The following is a 23,556-nucleotide window of genomic DNA, read 5'->3' on the forward strand; positions in this document are numbered from 1 at the left end:
GACGAATACGAGAGGAGGGATACGATTGCCCAAGAAACAAATGAAAAAAGTAAAGAAGCACACGTTTCGGTTTTCCGGCGCGGCGCCGGATGTCGATCGTTCGGTGTCGAAGCGGATCATCGTGTTCGCCAGCGTGATTGGCGGCGTGTTTCTTGTTTTACTATGCAGACTTGTGTATCTTCAAGTGTTTTCCTATCACGACTATGTGGTGAAAAAGGACGACTACACGTCGATCCTTCAATATACGAGCGCGCCGCGGGGACAGATTTACGACTGCAAAGGCCGGGTGCTGGCGAAAACCGTTGTCTCGCACAACATCGTCTTTACGTCGCCCAACAACATGACGACGGAGGATTATTTGATTTACGCCAACCGGCTGGCTACGGTGTTTGACGTCAAGCTGGACGACTTTTCGCTGCAGGCGAAAAAAGAGGCGTATATCGCCTGGAAAAACATGCTGGACGCCGACGATCCCGGGTACGCGGGAAACAACTTCCTGACGGAAAAGGAGCGGGTGGCGTACACCAGCGGCATGTGGGGATCGGACGCGGAATCGCGGAAGTACTCGATTTTGATGTCGCGGATCAGCGAGGAGGACCTGAAGGAAATGGGTGACGACGAGTTGAAAACGTATGTCATTTATTCGCGGATGGTTTCGAATCTTTCGACCGGGCAGGAAAGCGTCATTTTGGAAGACGTGCCGGACGAGGATGTGGCGTATCTTGTCGAGCATAAAACCGAGTTTCCGGGGTTCGATGTGGATTTTGGCGGCTGGAAGCGGGAATACCCGTATGGGGAAACGCTTTCGGACGTTCTCGGGCGCGTGTCCACGAGCACGGAAGGCTTGCCGGCCGAGTCGAAGGAATACTACTTGTCGAAGGGCTACCAGCTCAACGCGCCGGTCGGGGTGTCGGGACTGGAATACCAGTACAACGATATTTTGGCGGGCACCGAGGAAATTTCGAAGATCACGTACGATTCGAACGGCCTGGCGCTTAAGGAAACCGTGCAGAGCGCGCGAAAAGGCAACGACATCGTGATTTCGGTCGATATCGACTTGCAGCTGACGATGGACGACACGGTAAAAAACGTATTGCAGGCTAACGCCGGCACGCGGAACCGGGAAAACTTCACGTCGCTGTTTATGTGCACGATGAATCCAAACGATGGCTCGGTGCTGGCGCTTTCGGGGTATCAAATCGACCTGGAAACGAGAAAGATGACGTATTTCGCGTCGGGCAACTATGTGTCGCTGGCCAACCCGGGATCGTGCATCAAGGGCGCGACGGTGTACATGGGCTTGAGCGAAGGCGTCGTGAAGCCGGGCGAGACGATCATGGACGAGGTCATGAATATCAACGGCGAGGAATTCGGCTCGTTTGAAAACCACGGGCCGGTCAACGACGTGTCCGCTTTGGAAGTGTCGAGTAACGTGTACATGTTCCATGTCGCGATCCGGCTTGGCGGGGACACGTACCGGGAAGGAAAGCCGCTGGCGATTGGCGATGTGCAAGGCACGTTCAACAAGATGCGGCGCTATTACTCGATGTTTGGCCTTGGCAACAAAACCGGCCTCGACATTCCGGGCGAGGTGCAGGGCTACATGGGCGCGATCATGAATCCGGGCCAGCTGCTCAACTACTCGATTGGCCAGCTCGATATGTATACACCGATGCAGCTGCTACAATACGTGTCGGTCATCGCGACTGGCGGCGATATGTACGGGCCGCACTTTTTGGAGTATGCCAAGGAAGTGGGCGGCTCGCAAATTTTCGACGTGTACGGAAAGCGTCTGGAAGCGGTGCTTCCGGAACAAAACGACGCGTATTTGGATCGGGTCAAAGAAGGGTTCCGGGCTTGTGTGACGTCGGGCAACTGCGGCAACGCGCTCAAGGACATGGAGCAGCCGATGGCGGCCAAAACCGGCACGGCGGAAGTGGAGAGCGTGTGGACGACGGCGAACCTGCTTGGGTTTGGCCCGTACGACGATCCGAAAGTGGCGTTCGCGTGCGTGTCGCCGACGTCGTCGGTCAACAACGAGAGCGTCGCGGACAACATTTGCGGCTCTTCGGTTGTCGGACCGGTGCTGGACAAATATTTCGAATTGTATCCGCAGTAAAGTTTGCGTCTTGATTTGTCGCGTTCTTTGACGTTCTCCTTGCCAAGGAAACCGGGACTGTGGTATCATTTTGAAGTAATGTGAGGAGGACCGACCATGAGAGATCGTATAACGTTTAAATGTTCTGTTTGTGGTGAAGAAAACTACATTGGTACACGTAACAAGAAAAAACATCCTGAACGTATGACAGTCAATAAGTATTGCCCGAAATGCAATCAAAAAACTGAGCACAAGGAGAAACGATAAAAAAGGCCGGAAAACGGTCTTTTTTATTCGGATTCCAAGTTGCTCGAAGGAAACGAGGAAATAGAAATGATAAAAGTGTTTACCCAGCCTTTGGGGCCGGTGGAGGCCAACTGCTATGTGGTCGTGAAAGACCATCACGCGCTGGTAATCGACCCGGGCGACGATTTTTCCGCTTTGAAGCGGCTGCTGACAGAAGAGGAGGCGACGCTGGACGCGATTCTTTTGACGCATGCCCACTTCGACCACATTGGCGGACTGGATGGTTTGATTGAGGAATATGGTGTGGATGTGTATATGAATCCAAAAGAGTTTGATTTTTTGGACGACATGCGGCTGAACGGCTCGGCGTATTTTTACGCCAAGGTGAAATCGCACGCGGTGCCCAAAGCCGTCCATGACGGGATGCAGAAAATCGGGGCGTTCGAGGTGGAGGCCAAGACGCTGCCGGGCCACTCGGTTGGCTCGACGATTTACCGGATCGAGGACGCCTTGTTTACTGGCGACGTTCTTTTCCAGGGGTCGGTTGGCCGGGTCGACTTGCCGACAGGAAGCGAGCGGGATATGATGGCGTCGATTCAGTATTTGAAGACGCTGCCGCAAGACTTGGTCGTGTATCCGGGCCACGGTCCGGCGACAACGATTGGTCAGGAGCTGCGCTGGAATCCTTATTTTCGCTAAACCGGAGAGATCCGGTTTTTTTTCGCTTGAATAAAAAAAAGACGTCTCCATCGGAAACGCCACACACAGTACATCATGATTCGAAGGGATTCGATTATGAATAGTCTTATTTTAAAGCGGTTTGTCTAAATATTCCATTGCGAAAATTGCGCTATTTATACTGATACAGCCGGATTGCGCGAATCCGGTTGTCAAAGCGAATCAAGTCGAGTATCATAGGACTGCGGTTTTCAATAAAAACGGAGGGTTTCAATGAAAGATGTTTGGAAGTGGATTACAGGGGTGCTAGGCGTCGGAGTCGGCGTTCTGGCGGCTTGGTTTTCTTATCAGTTGATTACGCTGGGCATGGTTCCGAATAAGATTTTGGCGATGATCGTCGTGATTGTCGTGCTGTTGTGGCTCATCGCGCTTGTGCTCATGCTTCGGGTCCAGAGCGTGCTTTCCCGCGTGCTGGGCGTGGTGCTGGCTTTGGCTTTGGCGCTCGCGACGGGTTTTGGCACGTATTACTTGCAGGTGACCAACGGCGCGCTGCGCTCTTTGACGTATGGTGATCAAATCCGGAAAATTTCGAGTGTGTACGTGTTGAACAACCATGTCATTGAGAAGCCGGAGCAGCTGGACGGGCGCACGATTGGCTATGTGAACCCGGATGCGGAGGGAACGAAACGGGTGCTTGATGGCTTGAAGGCGAAAGGAATCGAGGTTGTGGGGAAACAATACGAGTCGTCGATTCAAATGGTGAACGACTTGAAGGGGCAGGCGATCGACGGCATCGTGCTCGATCAGTCGTACCTTGGCACCATCGAAGAGATGGAGGGGCAAAACCGGATTCGCGAGGAAATCGTGCCGGTTTTCGATGTGGAGTACGCGATTCAAAAGACGGATTCGTCCAGCGGCGTCAACACGGCGAGCGAGCCGTTCAACGTTTTAATTAGCGGCATCGACACGTATGGCTCGATCGAGGACGTTTCGCGCAGCGATGTGAACTTGATCGCTTCGGTCAATCCGCAGACGCACCAGATTCTTGTGATTTCCATTCCGCGTGACTTTTACGTGGAGACGGCGTGCGACGCTTCGGCGGGATGCGCCCAGGGGAAAATGGACAAGCTAACGCATACGGGGCTGCATGGCATTGAAACGACGGAACGGACGCTGGAGAAGCTGTTCGGGATCGAGATCAACTACAATGTCCGGGTCAACTTTTCCAGCCTTGTGACGATCATTGACGAGCTGGGCGGCGTGGATGTGGACAATGTCGACGAATTTACTTCTTTGCATGGAAACTATCATTTCGCGCCTGGCAAGGTGCATCTGGATGGCGATATGGCGCTTGGCTTCGTGCGGGAACGTTATTCCTTCACGGAAGGGGATCGCGAGCGGGGACGCAACCAAATGCGGGTGCTGACCGCGATTATCGACAAGATCACGTCGCCGGCGATTTTATCCAACTACGCGGGCATCATGAAGTCGATTTCCAAATCGTTCCAGACGAATATGTCGACGAAGGAAATCGCCGCGCTTGTCAACGCGCAGCTGTCCAGCGACGCGCCGTGGACGATTTACAATTATTCCGTCAATGGAACGGGGGGAACGGACTTCGCATACGAACTGCAAAACAACGCGTACGTCATGTATCCAAACGAAATGACGATTTCCAACGCGAAAGCGGATATCGACTCGATTTTCCATGGCGAGACGCCGCCGTATGTGAATCATTGATGAAAAGTCTTTCGGGACTTTTTTCTTTTCCTTGCAAAAAAAAAAGAGCGGGACTTATAATGAAATCGAAAAAGGAACCCATTATGTTCAATGATGGTTCGGATTTTTATAGAGATAAAAATAGCCTCTAGTCTTCCAAACTATTTGAGGGGCTATTTTTATTTTGTCTCTTCGTTTCGGATTTTTTCTTTTACTTGTCCTTGCCTTTTAAAATCGAGGATGCCAGAATGGACTTAACAAGGAGCAGGAAAGATGAGGAAGGTAAAAAAAGGAAAAGCGATTTTATTCGGGATCGGGTTGTCGTGTGTGCTTGGATTGGGCGGCGTTTCCGCGCTGGCCAATGAGAGCGAGGTTCAAAACGGTGAGCCGTTTTGTATGACGGATTTTGCGTTTTGCGTCAATCCGATGCGGGACTGCTATCAGCGGGCGCAATGCGTCATTGATGGACAGGTGCAGGAAGCGTGCGTCCAAAAACGGGAACGCGCCTGGCAGCGACAACAACAGGCGCAAGTCCAGGCTGTCACGCAAAACACCACGACGCAAGATGTTCCAACGGGCAATGGCGGACAGGGACAAAATTGCGCGCAAGCGCCAAACTGTATGCCACAACAACCGAAAGGCTACGGTGGCGGGCATCATGGCCAGGGCGGTGGACATTGCCGTCGTGGATGGTAGAACAAGGATTGAGAGAAAATGGAGGGAATCCTTTGATTTTCTCTCTTTTTTTATAGAAATAAGATTTTTGTTTTATTTCTTCGTCGAGTCAGTATATAATGAGATAAAAGAAGAAGGAGAAATTGAAATGAAAGGGTTTAAAGAAGGAAAAAACAATCTTTTATGTTTTGGTCTGGCGGCTTTGCTTGGAATGGGCGGGCTGGGCTTTGGCCTGACAAAAAACGGGGAAGTTTCCCGATTGGAAAGCGAGTTGGCGCAAGCAAATCAAGAAGTGGTTCATCTGACGGACTCGAATCAAACACTGGAAAACGAGAAGGACGCCTTGATTTCGGAATTGGAACAGACGCGGTCGACGGCGCAGGAACTGGCAGTCAATGCGATGGCGAAAGCCTCCAAACAAGACGTTCCGGCTTTTTCAGGTTCCGCCTCCTTTGTTGTGAGCGAGGAAAAACCGACGTTGAATGCAGAATCGCTGTTTGATGAATTGTATGTGAAAGCCAAAGAAGGAAAAGTGGAAACGACGGCTGTTGTTCTTGGTGCCGACAATGTGCGGCAGGATTGGCAGGTAGAAGAGGATTTCGAGCCATTGGGATGGAAATCAGTCACGTCCGATTTTATTGAATCCGATCAGTTTTATCAAAAGACTCGTCTGGTGCCGGTCGAGTTGATGGATCAGGCGCAGGACGGCTTGATCGTCGCGGGAACGCCGGCGTTTGCCAGTGAATTGGAAAATTATTTTTCAAAAATTGAAGACTACATCGCCGAAACCGGAAACCACGTGACATACCGCGTCGATCCATTGTACGAACCGGAAGCGAAGCTATGTAACGGCGTTTTCCTTAAGGCGCGGTCTATGGAAGACGATATGCTGTCTTTTGACGTGTTTGTTTACAACGAGCAGCCCGAATTTGTGATTGATCGCAAAACAAGCGATATTCGCGATTTGAAAAAAGAAGCGGAAGAAAAAAAGCGGCAAGAGGAAGAGGCGCGTAAAAAAGCCGAAGAGGAACAAAAGCGGGCGGAAGAAGAGGCGAAACGCCAGCAAGCGCTCGCTGAGCAGCAGCTCCAATCCCAGACGCAAGCCGTGGACAATCAAAGCACGCTCGTATGGATTCCTCGAACCGGAAGCAAATACCACACGCACGCCTCGTGCTCGAATATGAAAAATCCATCGCAAGTTTCCAAAGAACAGGCGATTGCGTGGGGCTTTGAGCCTTGCAAAAAGTGTTATTAAGAAATTTTGTCAGACTTTTTCGTTAAAGTCTGGCTTTTTTGTAGATGAACGGCAAAAAGGACAATTTTCATTGTCCACATTGTATTGCTTTTTTTACTGCTCCTCCGGATCGGGCGGCAAGGCAATCGTTCCGGAAAAAGTCCGTTCTCCGATGGATTTCCAAGTGTCCAAGTCAAAAACTGGATATACGATTTGAAAATCGCAAGGACCAACATTGTCCACCGTTTCAAATTCATTTTCCGGATTTTGCGAAGAGTAGACAAATGGAGAACCGTCGCTATGAAACCCCGTATAGATGCACATTTCTTTTCCAGATCCGGTAGGAATGAAGCCGTTCTCTATGATTTGCAAGATAAATCCATCCACATAGCCTAGCTGAAAGCGCATGTTCTCCTCATCGACCCCATACGCTTCAGCCGGATCAAACGCGTTGCCAATCGAATGGTTCCAGTTGGCGCTGCCCCGTCGTAAATTGGCGGGCGCGTTGTTTAACTCCATTAGAAAATCGTCGAGCAAATCCACGAAATTTTGCGAAAGCTCCGGGGTCCTTGGCGGCCACAGCTGGCAAAGCTCTTCCACGATCGCTTCAGTATCTCCCAGGTCGGAATTCCAATACTCGATTTGCCGGGTGACTTCGTTCCATACTTTATGGATCATGACTAGATCACGCAGGTTTTTAAGCACAGTGAATGGATTTTCGATGGATGGATCAAACGCGAAGCCGATGACTTCCTTCATCGTTTGAAACGAAATCCGATGGCAGAGATCCTCGTCGTTTTCGCACGGAAACATGGCAAGGATCGCCGGCTTGAAAATTCGAACTTTTGAGTTTCCAAGCATCAGCGTGTTGTCGCCAGTTAAGATAAAATGCCCGTTTTTACTTTGAATTCCCATGATTTTCCCTCCTTTTTAAATGGTGATTTGTTTTAGAAAACAAGGTGGAAGCGTTCCGTTGATTTCTAGCTCCTGCTTCATCGTTCCATATTGGATGTACAGCTCGTTCCACGCGACGAGCGATTTTTTGCTTTCCGAAATTTTATCCGTTATCTCGAGTAGCGTCTTTTTCAATTCCGCGATGGCGCTGGCGTATTTGGACGACTCGTCCTGGCTGTTTAAAAACGCCTGCCGCGTTTGCCGCACCTCGTCCAGCAGCGCCTGTCGCGCGTGTTCCCGGTTTTCCAACCGGTGTTTGAGCGCTTGCAGGCGTTCGTCGCTCGCGTTGATTTCCGCGTCCAGCGCCAAATACAAGTTGTAGCCGGGAATGATCATATAGTACCACGTACTTGCTTTTTCGCGTTTTTTCCGCGCTTCGTTGTATTGGTCTTGCAGCGATTGGATTTCCGTGTTCAAATCGTTCGTCTCTTTTTCAAACGAATCAAGGCGGCTTGAGAGCTGCGCGAGCCGGGCGGACAGCTCGTCGCTTGCTTTTTCGCCCGTTTCCATTTTGTCGTACAGCTGGCTTTCCAAATCGAGCAAATCGCTTTTGAGCGCGCCATACGCCGCGACTTCGTGTTCCGCGAGCTCTTTTTTCGTTTTGGCTTCTTTCATCCAAATATCCAGCTTGATTTTCGCGATGTCGATTTCAAACGCGCCGGCGTCGTTGCGGGCGTCTTGCAAGTAGAGGTTGAGCTCGGCAAGACGCTGTTCGATCAGACGTCCAAAGTTTGCGCTTTCGCCGCGGCTTTGTTCCATTGTTCCTCACGCGTCCCTTCTTTTTCCGCCATGGCTTCGGCCAGGCTTTTTCGTACCGTGTCCATGCTGTCGACATATTCGTTGGAAATGAGGCGCAGCGCCTGCCATTGAATGAAATACAGCAGGAACGGCTTAATAAACAATCGTTTTTCGTAAAACCGGTTTTCCGTTTTCGATTCGGTTTGTTCAGCTTCCTCGATTTTGGCGACCAGCTCGGAGTCGGCCAACGTCTCGCAGCATACCACGACGCCTTTCCAAAACAAGATCGTTTCGTTCAGGATCGTGACGATGCGGCGCATGCTGCCAATGGCCATCGTCAGCGACTGGATCGTCAAGTCCAAATCTTTTTTGTGGTCGATGGACGACGCGATTTTCGCTTTGTATTTGGCGATCTTCGCCTTGTTTTCCGCGTCCTGCTGTGCCATTTCGTGACGCAGGCGGGCGAGTTCCTCCAGTCGTTTGTTGTACGCTTCGACCGAGGTTTGCTCGTGGGAGGCGGCGGTGGTGAAACTGCTTCCGGCCGCTTTGAGGGCGCCCGACACTTTTTCAATCGTCTTTTCCTGCGTTTTAATGTCCTGCTCGAGCTGTTCACGCTCCGCTTCCTTTTCTTTGAGCGTCTGGCGCTTTTTTTCCAAATCGGCGATGGCTGGATCGCTTAGCTCTTTTTTGAGCGCTTCGATGTCCTGATCGAGTTGTTTTTTCCGTGTTTCTAAATTGTCTTTTTTCTGCTTTGATTTTCGCACTTCCTCGTTTTGGGCGATTTGGGAATCATCGACCGGATCCGGCGTGGATGTCGCTTCGGGGCTCGGCTCCGGGGTGATGCCACCCACAAGATCTTTGATTGGGAGCACCGTGGTGACGAGTTCGCCGATGCCACCCAAAATCGCGCCGGTCAGTTCCAGTCCAAACGCCCGGTCCGCCGCTTGTTCCTCTTTCTTTTCAAGCGCCTTGTATTCCTCGTTCATCGTTTCGACTTGGGTTTCCAAAATCGTTTTTAACACTTCGAGCGCTTCGAGTTCCGCGTTCATTTCCGCGAGTTCCTCGGTCGTTTGGTCGCGGTGGTCGAGAAATTCCTGATTGCTGTGGAAGGCGTCTTGCAAAATGGAAGCCGTCTCGTCGCAGCGCGCCTGGAAGGCGTCCCGAATTTCAATGGCCGCGTTTTCCATCGCTTTCGCGACGTTTTTGACGGACTGAAGAATCGACACCGCGCTTTGATAGTCGCCATCGCCCAGACATGGATACACCTCGCTTAAATCGGACAGGACTTTCGATGTCGAGCGGACAAACGAGTTCATTGTCAACTCGCTGTCGCTGACCGTCTGGAGCAGGGAAGTTTGGAGCTGGCTGACCCGTCCGGGCAGTGTGCCGATCCCGGCTACCGAACAATACACGACGTCCAGCAGCTTGGTGCAGTTGAGAAGGTTTTTCAGCATCTCCTCCAAATTGATTTTCATCAAAAGAGATTGTTTTTGGTTTTGAATCAAAGGAAGCTCGTTTCCGTTTTCCTGCGACAGGAAGTATTGCACTTCGTCGACAATGACCGAGTACGAGTCCTCGCAAACCTGTAGTTCGTAGTTGTTTGACATGATGTTCTCCTTTCTTCGTGTGAATGAATTATACCATAGAAAATGGAACATCACAACCAAAAATACAGAATTATTTGATAAAACAGATTGAGAAAACAGGGGTTGGAAGAAAAAACACAGAATAAAAGTGAAAAAGGGATTTGATTGATTTTTTTCTCTTTTTGTCAGGAAGGATTTCTTTAAGGCTAATCAGATTTCTCTATAAAAAATGTGAATAAAAAAAAGAGAGCCACAGAGTGCCTCCCCCAGTGCAGTCCGAAAACATACACCTCAATCGTGCTTTTAGTATACTTTAGAAAGGTAAAAAAAGAAAGGGAATTTTTATCCCTATGTACATCGAGTTGGTATATTCCTTCACATTCAGCTCGTTATAATTGTCTTGTAATTGAAATCATTGGAAAGAATAAAAAACATCTTTTTTTCATTTTTTTGCTATTATTTATAAAAAATGAGTGGTATTTGAAATTTTGAATAAAAAAATGGCTTGATTTTCCAATCCACGTTGTTTAGTGGAATTTTTCATATACGAAGTTTTCCCGGAGCAAGCCGGTATCCCATTGGCTCAGATGATAGCAAATAAGAAAAAGCACACAACCTGGCTTCCTGCTTTGATATATGACTTGGGTTGTGGGAGAGAAATAAGAAAAGAAATTATGAAATAATTGGATTTTCCGAAAATTTTTCTTTACTAGCATTAGGTTATAAGGTCCAAAATAACACAATCCATGCCAAAATAAAGGCGAAAAAGGAAAATTGTATTGACGAAGAGCAAGAAAATACCTAATATACAATTACTTTCTATAAATTAGGATTCAATGAAAGTTATCAGGAAAACGGGAGGAGATGAAATGTGCGATAATGGAATTGAAAAGGAAATAGAAGGAGGTAGATAGAATGAAAGAAGGGAAGTATTCGGCGTTAGATGTGGCTTATGAAGCCATCAATTTTTTGAACAAGGAAAAAAGCGTAGTTTCCAATTTGAAACTGCAAAAACTTTTGTATTTTTTTCAAGGATTGTATAGTGTGCCCGATCATGAAGCGCTGTTTAAGGATGAATTTGAAGCGTGGCAATATGGACCGGTCGTGCGCGCCGTGTACAGAGAATTTCGAATGTTTGGGGCGAATAGTATTCCAGCGTTTTCACAAGCCTATTTAGAACGAAAGGAAATCCGAAGTTTGGAAGAAGAAGACAAGGGCTTTATCCATGATATCGCGTTGATTTTAAAAGACTGCTCGGCATCCGATCTAGTAAACATGACCCATGAGCAATCGCCTTGGCAAAACGCGTACGATCCAAAAAAAACCGACAATTTGATTTCATTTGAAAGCATCGATTCTTATTTTAATGAGACGTATGGAAAACAAGAATAGGCAGAATGTGATCGAAGGTTTTCGGAATTTGGTTCAAAAAGAAGAAAAGAAGAATCCCAGTGCATGGAAAACACAAAACGCGAAAAACGCGATGCGTGAATTGTTGGAAAACCTGGATCAAAATCCAACACCAGAAGGTTTCGAGATAGTGTGGATTGGTAAACTGGAAGGATATCTTGGATTATATGGCCGGTTGCTGTATTCGGAAATCACTTCTTTTTTATCTAATAAATGTTGTAATGAATTGAAATTGGATGGCTTTTTTGCAACTTTCGAACACATTACAGAAAATATAGATCATCTGCTAGAGTTTTCAAAAAATTCATCCAATGGCGTGAAAACTGAAACACAAAAAGTCATTCTTAAAGTTTGGGACCACATCAATCTGGTTCAGGACCAATATGAGTTTTTTTATACTTCGAATGAAAAAATAACAGAAATGGTAGAATCCGAAATAAATTCAGCCGTGACCAAGGAAGTAAACAAAATAATGGATGATTTGAACGCTTTTAGAGAGGAACTCAATAAAGCGGAAGAGGATCTAGAAAACTCGAAAAAAGAAGTGGAGAATATTAAAACAGAACTTAAAGAAGCAAAAAAAGATTTAGATAAGGCGCAAAAAGAAATTTATACCCAACTCATCAGTATTGTAAGTATATTTGTCGCCATCGCCTTTGTCATGTTTGGCGGAATGTCTTTGATGAATGGGCTATTTGACTATTCAAAATTAAAGGAAGTACCGTTATTCGCGATGCTATGTAGCGCGTGTTTAATCGGGATAGTGATTCTATGCGCCTTATATTGTTTCGTTGTGCTGATTGCCCGGCTCGTCGGTAAAGATATCATAAGGTCTCAAGATGGAATGCCAAAAAGTTTAAGGAAGGCGCTCATTGGACTTGTTATTGCAGGTATAATTTTCTTCATTTGTTATGGAGAAGACGAATATAATTGGATCACAAACTTAAATAAAAATCATTCGCAAACATTGGTTTCTGGTAAAATCCAAAATTAAAGGATATGGATGAAACCAATAAAACAAGGCGTTCATCGGTGGGAAGAGATTCTCACGCGTGAACGCCCTTTTCTAAACGTGATTCTATTTTCGAATCACATTCTGGGATTATGGCAGAAGGAAAAACTATAAATGTATAAATTTCCAGAATGACTATAGGTACTTAATTAAGTCTCATGATGAAAACTATTACTTGGCTTTTGCTTTTTTTTGCAATTTTTTCTTTTTTTTCTTTATTCGATAGGAAAAATTACTATAGCCTCTAATACAAGTAGTACCACCCCGATTTAAGCGGTTAATATGACCTCCATAAGGGGGATGAACCTGGGAAGAAGGTGGATTTTCTTTTGCTAATCGCGCTTTTGAACTGCAGATTTGATTTTTTAGTTGTCCCAGAAGAGGATAAGGGGCTAAACTTTTATATTTAATTTTTATGTATCTATATCCTTCTCTGCCGTGTTTTATTAAATATTTTGTAATATAATTCGGAAGACGAATACCTAATTCTTTTTTTTCGAGTAAAATAACGGTCGTAAAAACACTTTTAATCGTTTCTAAAGCATTTTGGTTAATAATAGTACGATCAAGAATTTCAAAACATCCTTCAAGTGCTGAAGAAAGTATTATCTGATTATGCCTCTGTCCTCTTTCATAATAAAAGAGCACCCACTTTTCATTGCTATCTTTTTTTAGACAAAAAGAATCTTCTCGAGGATTTTGGTAGGAAATTTCATCTTGTTGAAATCCATATTGAGCAGTAAGTTCTTGAAAAATTTCTAAAATTCCAGATTCTGCCTCTGGTAACCCTTCTATTAATTCAATGGGTAATTCGCAATAGTTCATAGTTGATTTCCTCCAAATATTTTTCTTTTCCGTAAAGACCAAGATACTGCCTTAACCCATTTTCATTTGAAAAATAAAATTGAATTCCAAAGCCTGGTTGTCCAAAAGCTGGTGCACTAGTACCGATTTCACATTCCACAGTAATAGGCTTGATTACTTTATAAACATGATATTCCATCGTCTCTTGAAGATAAGGAAGAGAAAGTTGCTCGTAAGGTGTACCATATGGAGAAGCATATTGTCCAGAAGGATGTCCATAACGAGCGATAAGGGCTCCTATTTCTAATTTACACGCTTGACGTGAAATAAGCTCACTTTCTGTTTCTTTGCAAGGTAAGCGACGAAAACAGCGCCCATAATCGATTTTTTCTTTTTTACATTTTATAAAAAAGCCGTCTCCATCTGAACACGGCGGAAGCCATGAGTAACTTGGATCATTATTTTTTCTTTTTCCAGTGAAATAGTTTTTTGAGTATTTCAAATCTGATAATTGTTTCTCGCCTGAAATTAGCTCTCCTTTGTCATTGTGACGACTATGGGGAATGTCTTTTTCTATCTTTTCTTGGTTGGCATTGCATATACCTGCAGCTGTTTTTAAATCATTTCTAATTTCATTTTTCTTCATTTCATATCCCTCGCTTATTAACTTCATTTTACCTTAAAAAAGTAAAAAGAGAGAAGAATAAATTCATAGAGTACGTTAGTTCATTTTCTTTGATTATCTTAGAATTGAAGTGAAAAAATCTAGGGGTATTTTATCAAAAGATATATATTGTTTTTTATCGGATCATTTGCACTTTATGAGATGAGAGAGAAAGGATTAGTTGTATAAAAGAGACTTGGGCTAACAGATAATCATCTATGATTTGTTTAATAATTACTCATTCATTTTATGGTTTCATTATGGTATGCAAAAATGATTAGCTAAATTTCTTATTCGGTAGGATAGAAAAAAAGACTATTTTATGTGGTAGAATAAGAATACTAATGAAAGAAGGGATTTGAAATATGGCGTTTATTGGAAATATGAAATTATGGGAGGTAGAGTATTTATTTATCAAAGAAGATGGCGATCTTAGTCTTTATCGTTTAGAAGCAAAGAATAAATACTTTCCTATAAAAATAGTTGGAAATATTTTAGAAAAAATTCATTCAAAAGTTATTGTGGGATATGATCGGTCCGGAAAAACTATTGTATTTTATGTAGAAGATTTTCCGGAAAACGAAGAGGATTTTAAACAAGATGAATATCATTTTAGTGTCACTGAATATATAATATTAAATAATCGTCAGTCAAGCATATGTGGGATTTCATTCTATGGACCAGAAATAAATTGTATGTATCCCCCATACAATACAATCGAAAAATCAATGAGAAGTGATGATAATCAATGGGAGTTCACATTAAAAAAATTTTCTGAATTAAATACAAAAAAAACCACTTTTAAAGTGGACAATCAAACAGTAGAGGTATTCTTTGGAATGGAAATTACAAAAGCTTATAATCCTACAAAGCAACCAATTATGATAAATTCATTCCTTCGTTTTAAGTTTGAAGAAACGAATGATTACAGGATGATTCAGAAATTATGTCGATTTGGAAAAGAATTTCTTCAATTTTTATGGTATCGACGCAATATTCATTTTAATAAAATTGAAATGAAGGGAATCATATATAAGAAAAAAAGTGGCAAAATTGGAGAATTTAGATTTGAAAAAAGCAACTATCCAATTGAGACTTTTCCTTTGGAAAAAAATCGTTGTATTTCAATTAAAGAGTTTGAAGGACATGAAGGGGAAATTTTACAGGAAATTGCAGATGGAAACTTATACAATATCCATATTTCGGAGTCGTATCAAGATAGCCATTTGATTACAGAAGGGAAATTTGTATTAATTACCTCAGCGTTTGAATGGACTTATAAGAGAATCTATTCAAATCAGAATATGCAAAGTGAAGAGAGAAAACAGGCGAATGAAGCAGCTATAAACGAATTGGAAAAATTAAAGAAGAATTCCATGGGAAGAGAAAAGAAGTGGTATAAAAAGTTCATAAACGAAATAAAGAGTGATCATCAAGAAAGTTTGCAGAGTAAAATAGAACGTGTTGGAAAGGATTATGAAAATGTTCTTGGAAGATATTGTGAGGGGATGGCTTTGCGATTAAAAACAAATAACTTTGATTTTGTCGAAATTGGAGAAGAAATTGCTCATCAACGGAATAATTTTGCACACGGAAATATTGACAAAGAATTTAAAGAAGAAGCTTTACCAGCAGTTATAATTTTAGAATATATGGTGTATTGCATGCAACTTCGTAGTTTTGGATTCTCAGATGAACAAATTATAAGTTCAATTAATCAACTATTCAATCCGGTGTTGCTAAGTGAATATGATTTTAGTGATACAAAAAGGGTCGAGGAGGATTAGAAATGGTTAAAGAAGAAAAACAAAGTATTAAGGATAATTCAAAAGATAATACCAAAAAAGAACCAATAATTATATATAAATTTTGCGAAAAAAAACAGTATGCCGATGACATCTTGAACGGAAAATTCTACTTAAATGACATCAAACATTTTAGAAAATTAGAAAAAGAGAAAGGAAAAAAGGACAAGGAGATGCCCAGGAAGCGATATGGGCGAAAATGGATAATGATGAAAAAGTTTCTCTATGTTGCTTTTTTGGCGTTTTTGCAGATGAACTAGATATAACAGGCATAGAGGAAATAGGTGACGGTAAATGGAAAATAGATTATAAGCTGCCTCTATTCTCAGATGAATGGAAAGAAATAGTAGAGAATTTTGGCGATTATTGTGTAGTTATGTGGGAAAATGAATTAGCTGAAAAATTCAAAAATAAATTTCCTGAAGACAATTATTATTTGGCTCCTTGCATCTACCGCGAACCGAATGCTGAAGAAATAGAAAATTTTAATAAAGGAGATGTAAGAAGATTTTTATTTAAGAATCCGGATTTAAAGTATCAACACGAATATAGGATTCTGTATTTTGATCAAATGCCGGAAGATCATTTTCTAAATTTAGATAAATTCGAACAAGCACAGGTTGTAGACACAGAAAATCTAGCAGAAGCTTCTTTTTCTTTTGTGGGAGAATAGAGAAAATCAATTGAAATCTTATTACTTAAGGAGAGTTTTTGATAATATGGGAAGCTAAAAGGAATAAAAAATTAATTTATAATCAAAAAATGTGCCATCTAAATCAATCAGCTGGTACGTTTTTTACAAATGGATTCATTAAGCATTTGCGTTACCATTATACTTATCACTATTGAACAAAAAAATAAAAATAATCAACACATAAAATAATTTTTTTGTGTAAAAGCCTAGATAAAAAATAAAAGCCGAAAATTATATCAGTATCACATAACTTTTTGAAATGATTTGCCTAAAAAAATCACGTTTCTCCCACAATCTTGCAATTTTATGTTGAGGTTTTTGTAAGGTATGCTATTATTGACGAGTGATAAAGTGTTTTTTCAAATATATTATATCATAATTAATCAGGTCAAAAGGAATCGCTAAATCAAAGAATGAATATGATTCAGTACAATAATTATTATTAAAATGTGGCAGAGTGTTCACAAGATTGAGATGATAAGCGAATATTTAAGAGAAATCTATATCATGAATATTGAAAATATTGTTTTATATAATTTGATCAGCTCGATATGAGCTCTACCATATAAGGGGAAAAAGGAAAAGGTGTGCGCAATGGAATATAAGAGAAAGGTTAATAAAATACTCATTCCAACTTGTAATATCATGGGGGTTAATATTGCAGCAATTAATATGGAATGGTTGGTGAGCTATCTCGAGAAAAATATTTCAGAAATAAAAGGAGACTATATATGTGTCTCGAATGTCCATACAACCGTAACAAGTCATGAAGATGCGACTTATTGTGCGATTCAAAATGGCGGGTTAATGGCAATTCCAGATGGTGGACCTCTTTCTACTGTTGGTCAGAAACGTGGTTATAAGAATATGGAGCGCACAACAGGTCCAAGTTTAATGGGAGAGATATTCAAAATATCTGTGAAGAATGGATATCGCCATTATTTTTATGGCAGTACAGAAGAAACTTTGAGATTGCTAAATCAGAATCTTATGAGTAATTATCCGGGAATTCAAATAGTTGGAATGTATAGCCCCCCCTTTAGACCAATGACAAAAGAGGAAGATAAAGCAATTACAATAAGTATTAATGATGCTAAGCCGGATTTTGTCTGGGTGGGCCTTGGCGCTCCAAAACAGGAAATGTGGATGGCGGCGCACCAAGGAAAAATTGACGGACTGATGCTTGGGGTAGGAGCAGGTTTTGATTATTACGCAGAAAACATTAAACGTGCACCTATATGGATGCAGAAACATAATCTGGAATGGATGTATCGTTTAATACAGGATCCTAAAAGGTTGTTTAAAAGGTATTTGACCACTAACACAAAGTTTATATGGAATGCGATGATAAAAGGAAAGTGAGGTAATGACTGTGGACATTAAAAGAAAACAGAATATTTTAATTGTACATAATTATTATCAAATTCCTGGCGGTGAAGATACAGTTGTAGCGAATGAAATGAAGATGTTGGAAAAGCATGGACATAAAGTGTGTTTATATAGTCGCGATAATATGGAACTAAAGCAAATGAAAAAAATTCAGAAGATTTTTCTTCCGATCACAACGGTATTTAATCCAAAGACATATAGAGATATAAGGAAATTGATAAGAGAAGAAAATATAGAGATTGTTCATGTTCATAACACACTTAATCTAGTAAGTCCAGCAGTTTATTATGCCGCAAGAAGCATGAAAGTGCCACTAATCCAGACTATTCACAACTTTCGGTTACTTTGTCCTGGAGCAACTTTTTATAGGGATAGCCATATTTGTGAAGATTGCGTAGAACACGGTTTAAAATGCGCATTAAAGCACCGTTGTTATCGAGGAAGTAGGATTCAGACGTTAGCATGTGTGACTAGTACAATTTTTCATAGGATGACAGGTATTTACGGAAAAATCAATTATATTTGTTTGACGGATTTTAATAAGGAAAAATTACTTGAGTTGAATCAAATAAAATATCAGAACGTTTTTGTAAAACCTAATTTTATTAGTGATAAATTGAATGAAAAAATAAATATCAGACGGAGCGATGAATTTATTTTTGTGGGCCGCCTTGATGAATTAAAAGGAATTAAGCTTTTATTTAATGCGTGGAGAGATTTGGAAAGGGAAGAAAAAAGGCCTCCTAAACTTATAGTTTGTGGAACTGGGCCCGAAGAAAAATGGTGTAAAGATTTTATAGAGAAATATAAAATTAAAAGCATAATTCTAAAAGGCCATATTTCAAATGATGTGGTTAAAAAGATGATAGCTAATGTTAAAGGTCTGATTCTTCCAACGCAATGGTATGAGGGGTTTCCTATGACTATTATCGAAGCCTTTTCTGTAGGGACACCCGTTTTATGCTCTAATCTTGGAAATGTAAACAATTTAGTGGAGGATGGAGTAACGGGATATAAATTTCAGTTTGATTCTGTAGAAGGGATAGTAGCTGGGGTAAAAAAAGCTATGCACCAACCTCTTGATTTTAAAAAAATTTATGAACAGTTTATGGAAAAATATAGCGGAGAAGAAAATTATGAAATCCTTAAGCAAATATATGATTCTGTATGAGCATATGATGTTTTGACTAAAATAAAACAATTATCAGTCTTTTTAGAATAGAGGTAAATTGAATGAAAAAAATAGCTTTTTTTACACAATGGATGCTATGTGGTGGAGTCGAAAATGCTTTAATATCTTTAGGGAATAAGTTAATAATGATGGGGCACGAAGTGACAATATATTCTATAGTAAAAAAAGGGGAATTTGTTGAAAAAGTACCGGATGAAATTAATTTCTTTGAGATTCCGATGAAAGAAGATTTGAGAAACTCGATTCCAGTTGGAGGGACTAAAATAACAGTCCGGGACTGCATGAAAAAAAGAGAATATTTAAAAGCTTTAGAATTTTCTATTAAACATAAACTTAACAAAACTCCATTTGCTGAGTTAAATGTAAATTTAGAAGAAATACCTCAATTAAATAGAAAATATGATATTGCCGTTAACTTTCACATGCATTCTCCTTTTTTGGCTTGGTATTTATCGCAAAGAGTAGAAGCCAGAAAAAAATATACTTGGATACATAATGATTTTCGGACGACTAAATATGAAATTAGTGCTCTAAAGGAATATTTAAAATGTGTGGACCAGTTTTTTGCGGTATCACAGCAATTAAAAAGGGAATTTATAGAAGCTATTCCAGAGTATGCAACAAAAACCCAAGTAGCATTGAACATTGTACCAACAGACCAAATTATCAAAAAAGGAAATGAAACTTACCCCGACGAATATAAAAAAGTTGACTGTATTAAAATTTTAACTGTTGGACGTTTGGAAGAACAAAAAGGATATGATCTTGCAATCCAAGTATGCAAAAAACTTAAAGATGATGGATTTAAATTTAAGTGGTATGTATTAGGAGAGGGAACATTAAAAAAGTGTATCAGCAACGATGTAAAGAAATATGGATTAACGGATTGCTTTTTTTTATTAGGTAATAGGATGAACCCTTACCCATATTTTAAATACTGTGATATTTATGTCCAATGTTCTCGACACGAAGGGTATGTGACAACTGTAACAGAAGCTAAACTTTTTAATAAACCGATTATTACTACGGATGTTTCTGGTGCTAGAGAACAAATTATAGACGGCTTTAATGGAGAAATCTCAAATGTTAATGTAAATGATATTTATTCTAGGATAAAAAAGTTGATTGAAAATCCTATGATAAGGGAGAAGTACTCTGCAGAATTAGAAAAGAAAGACTATTGTCAGATTGGAAAATGGATTAGTTGGTTTGAGTAAGGAGAAATCTATGCAATTAACAGTTATAACAGTGTGCTTTAATGCAGAGAAAACCATTGAAAGAACATTTAAGTCAGTTATTTTACAAAATGATAAAGATTTTGAATATCTAGTAATAGATGGTGACTCTCAAGATTCTACAATTGAGATTATAAAAAAATGGGAAAGAAATTTTATAGATTCTGGAATAAGATTTAATTGGATAAGTGAGGAGGATAAAGGATTATATGATGCGATGAATAAAGCGGCGCAAATCGCACAAGGAGAATGGTTGGTTTATTTAAATGCGGATGATGAATTTATTTCTGAGGATGCAGTTATAGTTGCAAAAAACAATTTAGGTTCTGATATCGATATACTTTATGGAGACTCAATATTTGTTGATAAAAATGGGATTGAAAATAAAAGAAAAGCATTATCTATAGATACAATATATAGACATCTTCCTTTTATTCCTCAATCTGCATTTATTAAAAAGGATGTCCAAAAAGAATTCTCATTTAATCTTCAATATCAAATAGCTGCAGATTATGATAGTTTTCTAAGGATGTATCTTTCAAATAAAACTTTTAAAAAAGTAAACTATTACTTTTCAAGGTTTTATGAAGGAGGGATAAGCAATGAAAATGAATGGAAAACATATAAAGAAGATATAAATATTAAATATTCCAATGGGATACTTAACAAAAAATCATTAATGCAAAGATTGAAATATTTAAGGCGATGGATTAAATGCAAGGTGTAAATAATGATAGAAAAAATTTTTGGATTTTTTAAATATAATTTTCTTAGAATTTTGAATTTTAGAAAATTATATACCAAAGGATTAAAGGGATACTTAGGGACAGGAAGTAAAATAATTGTGAAAAACAAATCAAAAATATATCTAGGTGATAAAACATGGATATCTGATTATTGTGCTCTTGTCTCCACAGGACGAGGTTTGAATATAGGTGATAATTGTTACTTTAATTCAAATGTAAGGATAATTTCAATGGATCAGATAGAAATTGGGAATAATTGTTTGTTTGGACCTAATGTTGTGATTGTGGATCATAACCATAAACATGATGATTTAAAAAAACTGATTTGTAATCAAGGTTATGAGTATAAAAAAGTAGAAATAGGATCAGATTGCTGGATTTGTGCTAACGTAGTTATAACTCCTGGAAGTAGAATAGGAGACCGTATAGTGGTTGCTGCAAATTCAGTTGTGATTGGAAATTTAACTATATCTGGTACTTACGCTGGCATACCTGCTAAACTGGTAAAAAAGCAGGGGGAGGAATAAAGTGAAAATATCGATAGTGACAATTACATATAATTCTTCAAAAACTATAATAGATACTTTCGAATCTATATTAGGACAACTATATCGACCATTAGAATATGTAATTGTTGATGGAGGATCTACGGATTCAACTTTGAATATAATTAAGAGTTATGAAAAAAAATTTATAGATAAAGGAATTGAATATCGATGGAGTTCAGGCAAAGATAATGGTATTAGTGATGCCTTTAATAAAGGCATAATAAATACTACAGGAGAAATAATTGGGATAATTAATTCAGATGATAAGTTAAATAAGAATGCCTTAAATGCTATCTATGAAAAATACGATGAAAAAACTGATGTTTACTATGGAAACTGTATTATTTTTAGTAATGAAAATAAAGATGAATACATAGCTATTCCTAAATTTTCAAAGAATGAAAGAAGTTTATTTATGGGGATGTCAATTTATCATCCAGCAACTTTTATCACTAAAAAAGCTTATAATAAATATGGTCTATATAATGAAATGTTTAGAATGTGTATGGATAGAGAATTATTATTGAGATTTTATACTAAAAAAGCAGATTTTAAATATATTGATTATCCTCTTGCTTGCTATAGAGAAGGAGGAACGAATCAAATTAATTATGATAAAACTGCAGAGGAGAACATGAATATTTCTGTTTTAAATGGTTTTAGTTCTAGAAAGGCAAAGTTAATAAGAATGTATTTTAAAATGCATGATAAAATGTGGCTATTTACAAAAAAAATAGGATTAGAAAAGTTATTTCATAAAAAAATATAGAAGAATAAATTTTTATTTTTTTGTTTATAGAAATCAATAAGTGCTTTTTATATTCTAAATAAAAGGAGAAATTATGGAAAATAAAAGACTTAAAGTAGTTCATCTTATAGCTACAAATGAAGGAGGGGCCTATAGAGCGGCAAAAAGGATAAATTGGGCTTTAAATAATATAGGTGTAGATTCTAAAATATTAATTCTTTTTAAAAGAAAAGAAGAGCCAAATATAAATAGTTTTTATAAATCGAATATGCAAATATTTTTTCATAAAATAATATATATGGCCAGTGTTTCTAAACTAAAAAAATATAATATTATCGGAAACATTTATGAAAGTAAAATAGGAGTTAATATATTAAAAAATAAATTAATGAAGAGCGCAGATATAATTAATATCCATTGGGTTAATGATGGTATGCTTTCATATAATGGGATAAAGAGATTAGGAGAAAAAACAGGAAAGAGGATTGTTTGGACATTACATGATATGTATGCATTCACGGCAGGATGCTATTACAGTAATGGGTGTGATGAATATAAAAGAGGATGTACTCATTGTCACTATATAGAAAACAATAATCAAGCGCAAACATATATAACTTCTCTGTTTAGGAAGAAAAAAGACGCTTTAAAGGAAAATGTGTCATTTGTAGGTTGCAGTAATTGGATATCTGGGTGTGCAAATGAAAGTATAATTTCTAAAAATTGTCTAGTTGAAACTATACCAAATCCTATTGATTTAAAGATATTTTATCCAAGAAGAGATTTTTCGAGGGTTTATCAGAGATACATGATTCCAATGGGCAAAAAAATAATTTTATTTGGTGCCATGTCTGCATTTTCTGATAAGCGTAAAGGATATGGATATTTGCTAAAAGCATTAGAATTTGTCGAAAACAAAAAAGAGTATCATATAATTGTTTTTGGAGGGAAAAATGATTTTTTATTACCTGTAAACATGGAATATACAAATATAGGGGTAATAAATAATGATGATGACTTAGCTATGATTTACTCTGCTGCAGATGTATTTATTGCTCCTTCAATTCAGGAAAATTTATCAAATACCGTAATGGAGTCTCTAGCTTGTGGAACTCCAGTCGTGGCATTTAATATTGGTGGAATGCCAGACTTGATAGAGCATCAAAAAAATGGCTATTTAGCTCGTTTATATGATTCAGAAGACTTAGCAGAAGGTATCCAATTTTGCTCAAAAAATAAAAAAGATTTATCATCTATTTGTTTAAAACTAGTCAATGAGAGATTTAATTATAAAATTATAGGTGAAAAGTACTTGAAACACTATAAAAAAAAGGTAAAGAAAATAAATGAAGAAGGTGTGAAATGACAATAAGCAAGAGGA

23 protein-coding genes are annotated in these 23,556 nt (G+C 39.7%); 18 read left to right on the forward strand and 5 right to left on the reverse strand.

Annotated features, from left to right (window positions below; all coding sequences use genetic code 11):
- Positions 1-25 precede the first annotated feature (25 nt).
- From ABNS49_RS03170 to ABNS49_RS03195, 6 genes are all read left to right on the forward strand, one after another.
- Entirely contained in the window at positions 26-2,119 is a 2,094-nt protein-coding gene (locus ABNS49_RS03170; RefSeq protein ID WP_277820803.1) for a penicillin-binding protein 2, read from the forward strand.
- 96 nt (positions 2,120-2,215) lie between these two features.
- A complete protein-coding gene (gene rpmG / locus ABNS49_RS03175; RefSeq protein ID WP_016319100.1) occupies positions 2,216-2,365 on the forward strand; it encodes a 50S ribosomal protein L33 in 150 nt (49 codons plus the stop codon).
- Positions 2,366-2,431: 66 nt separating this feature from the next.
- Positions 2,432-3,043 (forward strand): MBL fold metallo-hydrolase, encoded by a 612-nt coding sequence (locus ABNS49_RS03180; protein ID WP_135980197.1) that lies wholly within the window; start codon positions 2,432-2,434, stop codon positions 3,041-3,043.
- A gap of 252 nt (positions 3,044-3,295) precedes the next feature.
- Positions 3,296-4,762: an LCP family protein gene (locus ABNS49_RS03185; protein ID WP_135980198.1), complete on the forward strand. Its 1,467-nt coding sequence runs from the start codon at positions 3,296-3,298 to the stop codon at positions 4,760-4,762.
- Between the two features lie 252 nt (positions 4,763-5,014).
- Positions 5,015-5,437 (forward strand): hypothetical protein, encoded by a 423-nt coding sequence (locus tag ABNS49_RS03190; protein ID WP_288343475.1) that lies wholly within the window; start codon positions 5,015-5,017, stop codon positions 5,435-5,437.
- Positions 5,438-5,564: 127 nt separating this feature from the next.
- Positions 5,565-6,671 carry a hypothetical protein gene (locus ABNS49_RS03195; protein ID WP_288343477.1) on the forward strand — a complete coding sequence of 369 codons (1,107 nt, stop codon included), beginning with the start codon at positions 5,565-5,567 and terminating at the stop codon, positions 6,669-6,671.
- A gap of 93 nt (positions 6,672-6,764) precedes the next feature.
- On the opposite strand, the gene ABNS49_RS03200 is transcribed toward ABNS49_RS03195, so the two are convergent.
- The 3 genes from ABNS49_RS03200 to ABNS49_RS03210 are packed head-to-tail and all read right to left on the reverse strand — an operon-like array spanning position 6,765 to position 9,949.
- Entirely contained in the window at positions 6,765-7,565 is an 801-nt protein-coding gene (locus ABNS49_RS03200; RefSeq protein ID WP_288343479.1) for a hypothetical protein, read from the reverse strand.
- 15 nt (positions 7,566-7,580) lie between these two features.
- Entirely contained in the window at positions 7,581-8,363 is a 783-nt protein-coding gene (locus ABNS49_RS03205) for a hypothetical protein (protein WP_288343480.1), read from the reverse strand.
- Positions 8,321-9,949, reverse strand: coding sequence for a hypothetical protein (locus ABNS49_RS03210; protein ID WP_288343482.1), 1,629 nt, complete (start codon positions 9,947-9,949; stop codon positions 8,321-8,323). Before ABNS49_RS03210 ends, ABNS49_RS03205 begins: the two co-directional genes overlap by 43 nt.
- An 894-nt stretch (positions 9,950-10,843) precedes the next feature.
- On the opposite strand from ABNS49_RS03210, the gene ABNS49_RS03215 reads away from it, so the two are divergent.
- Positions 10,844-11,320 (forward strand): type II toxin-antitoxin system antitoxin SocA domain-containing protein, encoded by a 477-nt coding sequence (locus ABNS49_RS03215; RefSeq protein WP_289108285.1) that lies wholly within the window; start codon positions 10,844-10,846, stop codon positions 11,318-11,320.
- On the forward strand, positions 11,304-12,332 hold the full coding sequence (locus ABNS49_RS03220; protein WP_289114033.1) for a hypothetical protein: 1,029 nt from the start codon (positions 11,304-11,306) through the stop codon (positions 12,330-12,332). Before ABNS49_RS03215 ends, ABNS49_RS03220 begins: the two co-directional genes overlap by 17 nt.
- Positions 12,333-12,521: 189 nt before the next feature.
- Here the strand turns inward: ABNS49_RS03220 and ABNS49_RS03225 are convergent, their stop codons facing one another.
- On the reverse strand, positions 12,522-13,175 hold the full coding sequence (locus ABNS49_RS03225; RefSeq protein WP_289116847.1) for a hypothetical protein: 654 nt from the start codon (positions 13,173-13,175) through the stop codon (positions 12,522-12,524).
- Complete coding sequence (locus ABNS49_RS03230; protein WP_289116846.1) at positions 13,150-13,800, reverse strand: TNT domain-containing protein; 651 nt, start codon at positions 13,798-13,800, stop codon at positions 13,150-13,152. Before ABNS49_RS03230 ends, ABNS49_RS03225 begins: the two co-directional genes overlap by 26 nt.
- 383 nt (positions 13,801-14,183) lie before the next feature.
- Between ABNS49_RS03230 and ABNS49_RS03235 the strand changes: the two genes are divergently transcribed.
- The 10 genes from ABNS49_RS03235 (at position 14,184) to ABNS49_RS03280 (ending at position 23,541) form a co-directional block, all read left to right on the forward strand.
- Positions 14,184-15,605 (forward strand): HEPN domain-containing protein, encoded by a 1,422-nt coding sequence (locus tag ABNS49_RS03235; protein WP_289116844.1) that lies wholly within the window; start codon positions 14,184-14,186, stop codon positions 15,603-15,605.
- A gap of 2 nt (positions 15,606-15,607) precedes the next feature.
- A complete protein-coding gene (locus tag ABNS49_RS03240; RefSeq protein WP_289116842.1) occupies positions 15,608-15,883 on the forward strand; it encodes a hypothetical protein in 276 nt (91 codons plus the stop codon).
- Entirely contained in the window at positions 15,823-16,296 is a 474-nt protein-coding gene (locus tag ABNS49_RS03245; protein ID WP_289116841.1) for a hypothetical protein, read from the forward strand. Before ABNS49_RS03240 ends, ABNS49_RS03245 begins: the two co-directional genes overlap by 61 nt.
- A gap of 615 nt (positions 16,297-16,911) precedes the next feature.
- Positions 16,912-17,679, forward strand: a complete 768-nt coding sequence (locus ABNS49_RS03250; protein ID WP_289116839.1) for a WecB/TagA/CpsF family glycosyltransferase — start codon at positions 16,912-16,914, stop codon at positions 17,677-17,679.
- Between the two features lie 4 nt (positions 17,680-17,683).
- Positions 17,684-18,877, forward strand: coding sequence for a glycosyltransferase (locus ABNS49_RS03255; protein WP_289117312.1), 1,194 nt, complete (start codon positions 17,684-17,686; stop codon positions 18,875-18,877).
- 62 nt (positions 18,878-18,939) lie between these two features.
- A complete protein-coding gene (locus tag ABNS49_RS03260) occupies positions 18,940-20,115 on the forward strand; it encodes a glycosyltransferase (protein ID WP_348687858.1) in 1,176 nt (391 codons plus the stop codon).
- A gap of 10 nt (positions 20,116-20,125) precedes the next feature.
- A complete protein-coding gene (locus ABNS49_RS03265) occupies positions 20,126-20,860 on the forward strand; it encodes a glycosyltransferase family 2 protein (RefSeq protein WP_348687860.1) in 735 nt (244 codons plus the stop codon).
- A 3-nt stretch (positions 20,861-20,863) separates the two neighbouring features.
- Entirely contained in the window at positions 20,864-21,406 is a 543-nt protein-coding gene (locus ABNS49_RS03270) for an acyltransferase (protein WP_348687862.1), read from the forward strand.
- 1 nt (position 21,407) lies between these two features.
- Positions 21,408-22,196 (forward strand): glycosyltransferase family 2 protein, encoded by a 789-nt coding sequence (locus ABNS49_RS03275; RefSeq protein ID WP_348687864.1) that lies wholly within the window; start codon positions 21,408-21,410, stop codon positions 22,194-22,196.
- Between the two features lie 73 nt (positions 22,197-22,269).
- The gene (locus ABNS49_RS03280) at positions 22,270-23,541 is read left to right on the forward strand and encodes a glycosyltransferase (protein ID WP_348687866.1); all 1,272 of its coding nucleotides are present in this window, start codon (positions 22,270-22,272) and stop codon (positions 23,539-23,541) included.
- Positions 23,542-23,556: the final 15 nt, after the last annotated feature.

It is taken from the genome of uncultured Dubosiella sp., assembly GCF_964018005.1.
Taxonomy (GTDB): Bacteria; Bacillota_I; Bacilli_A; order Erysipelotrichales; family Erysipelotrichaceae; genus Dubosiella; species Dubosiella muris.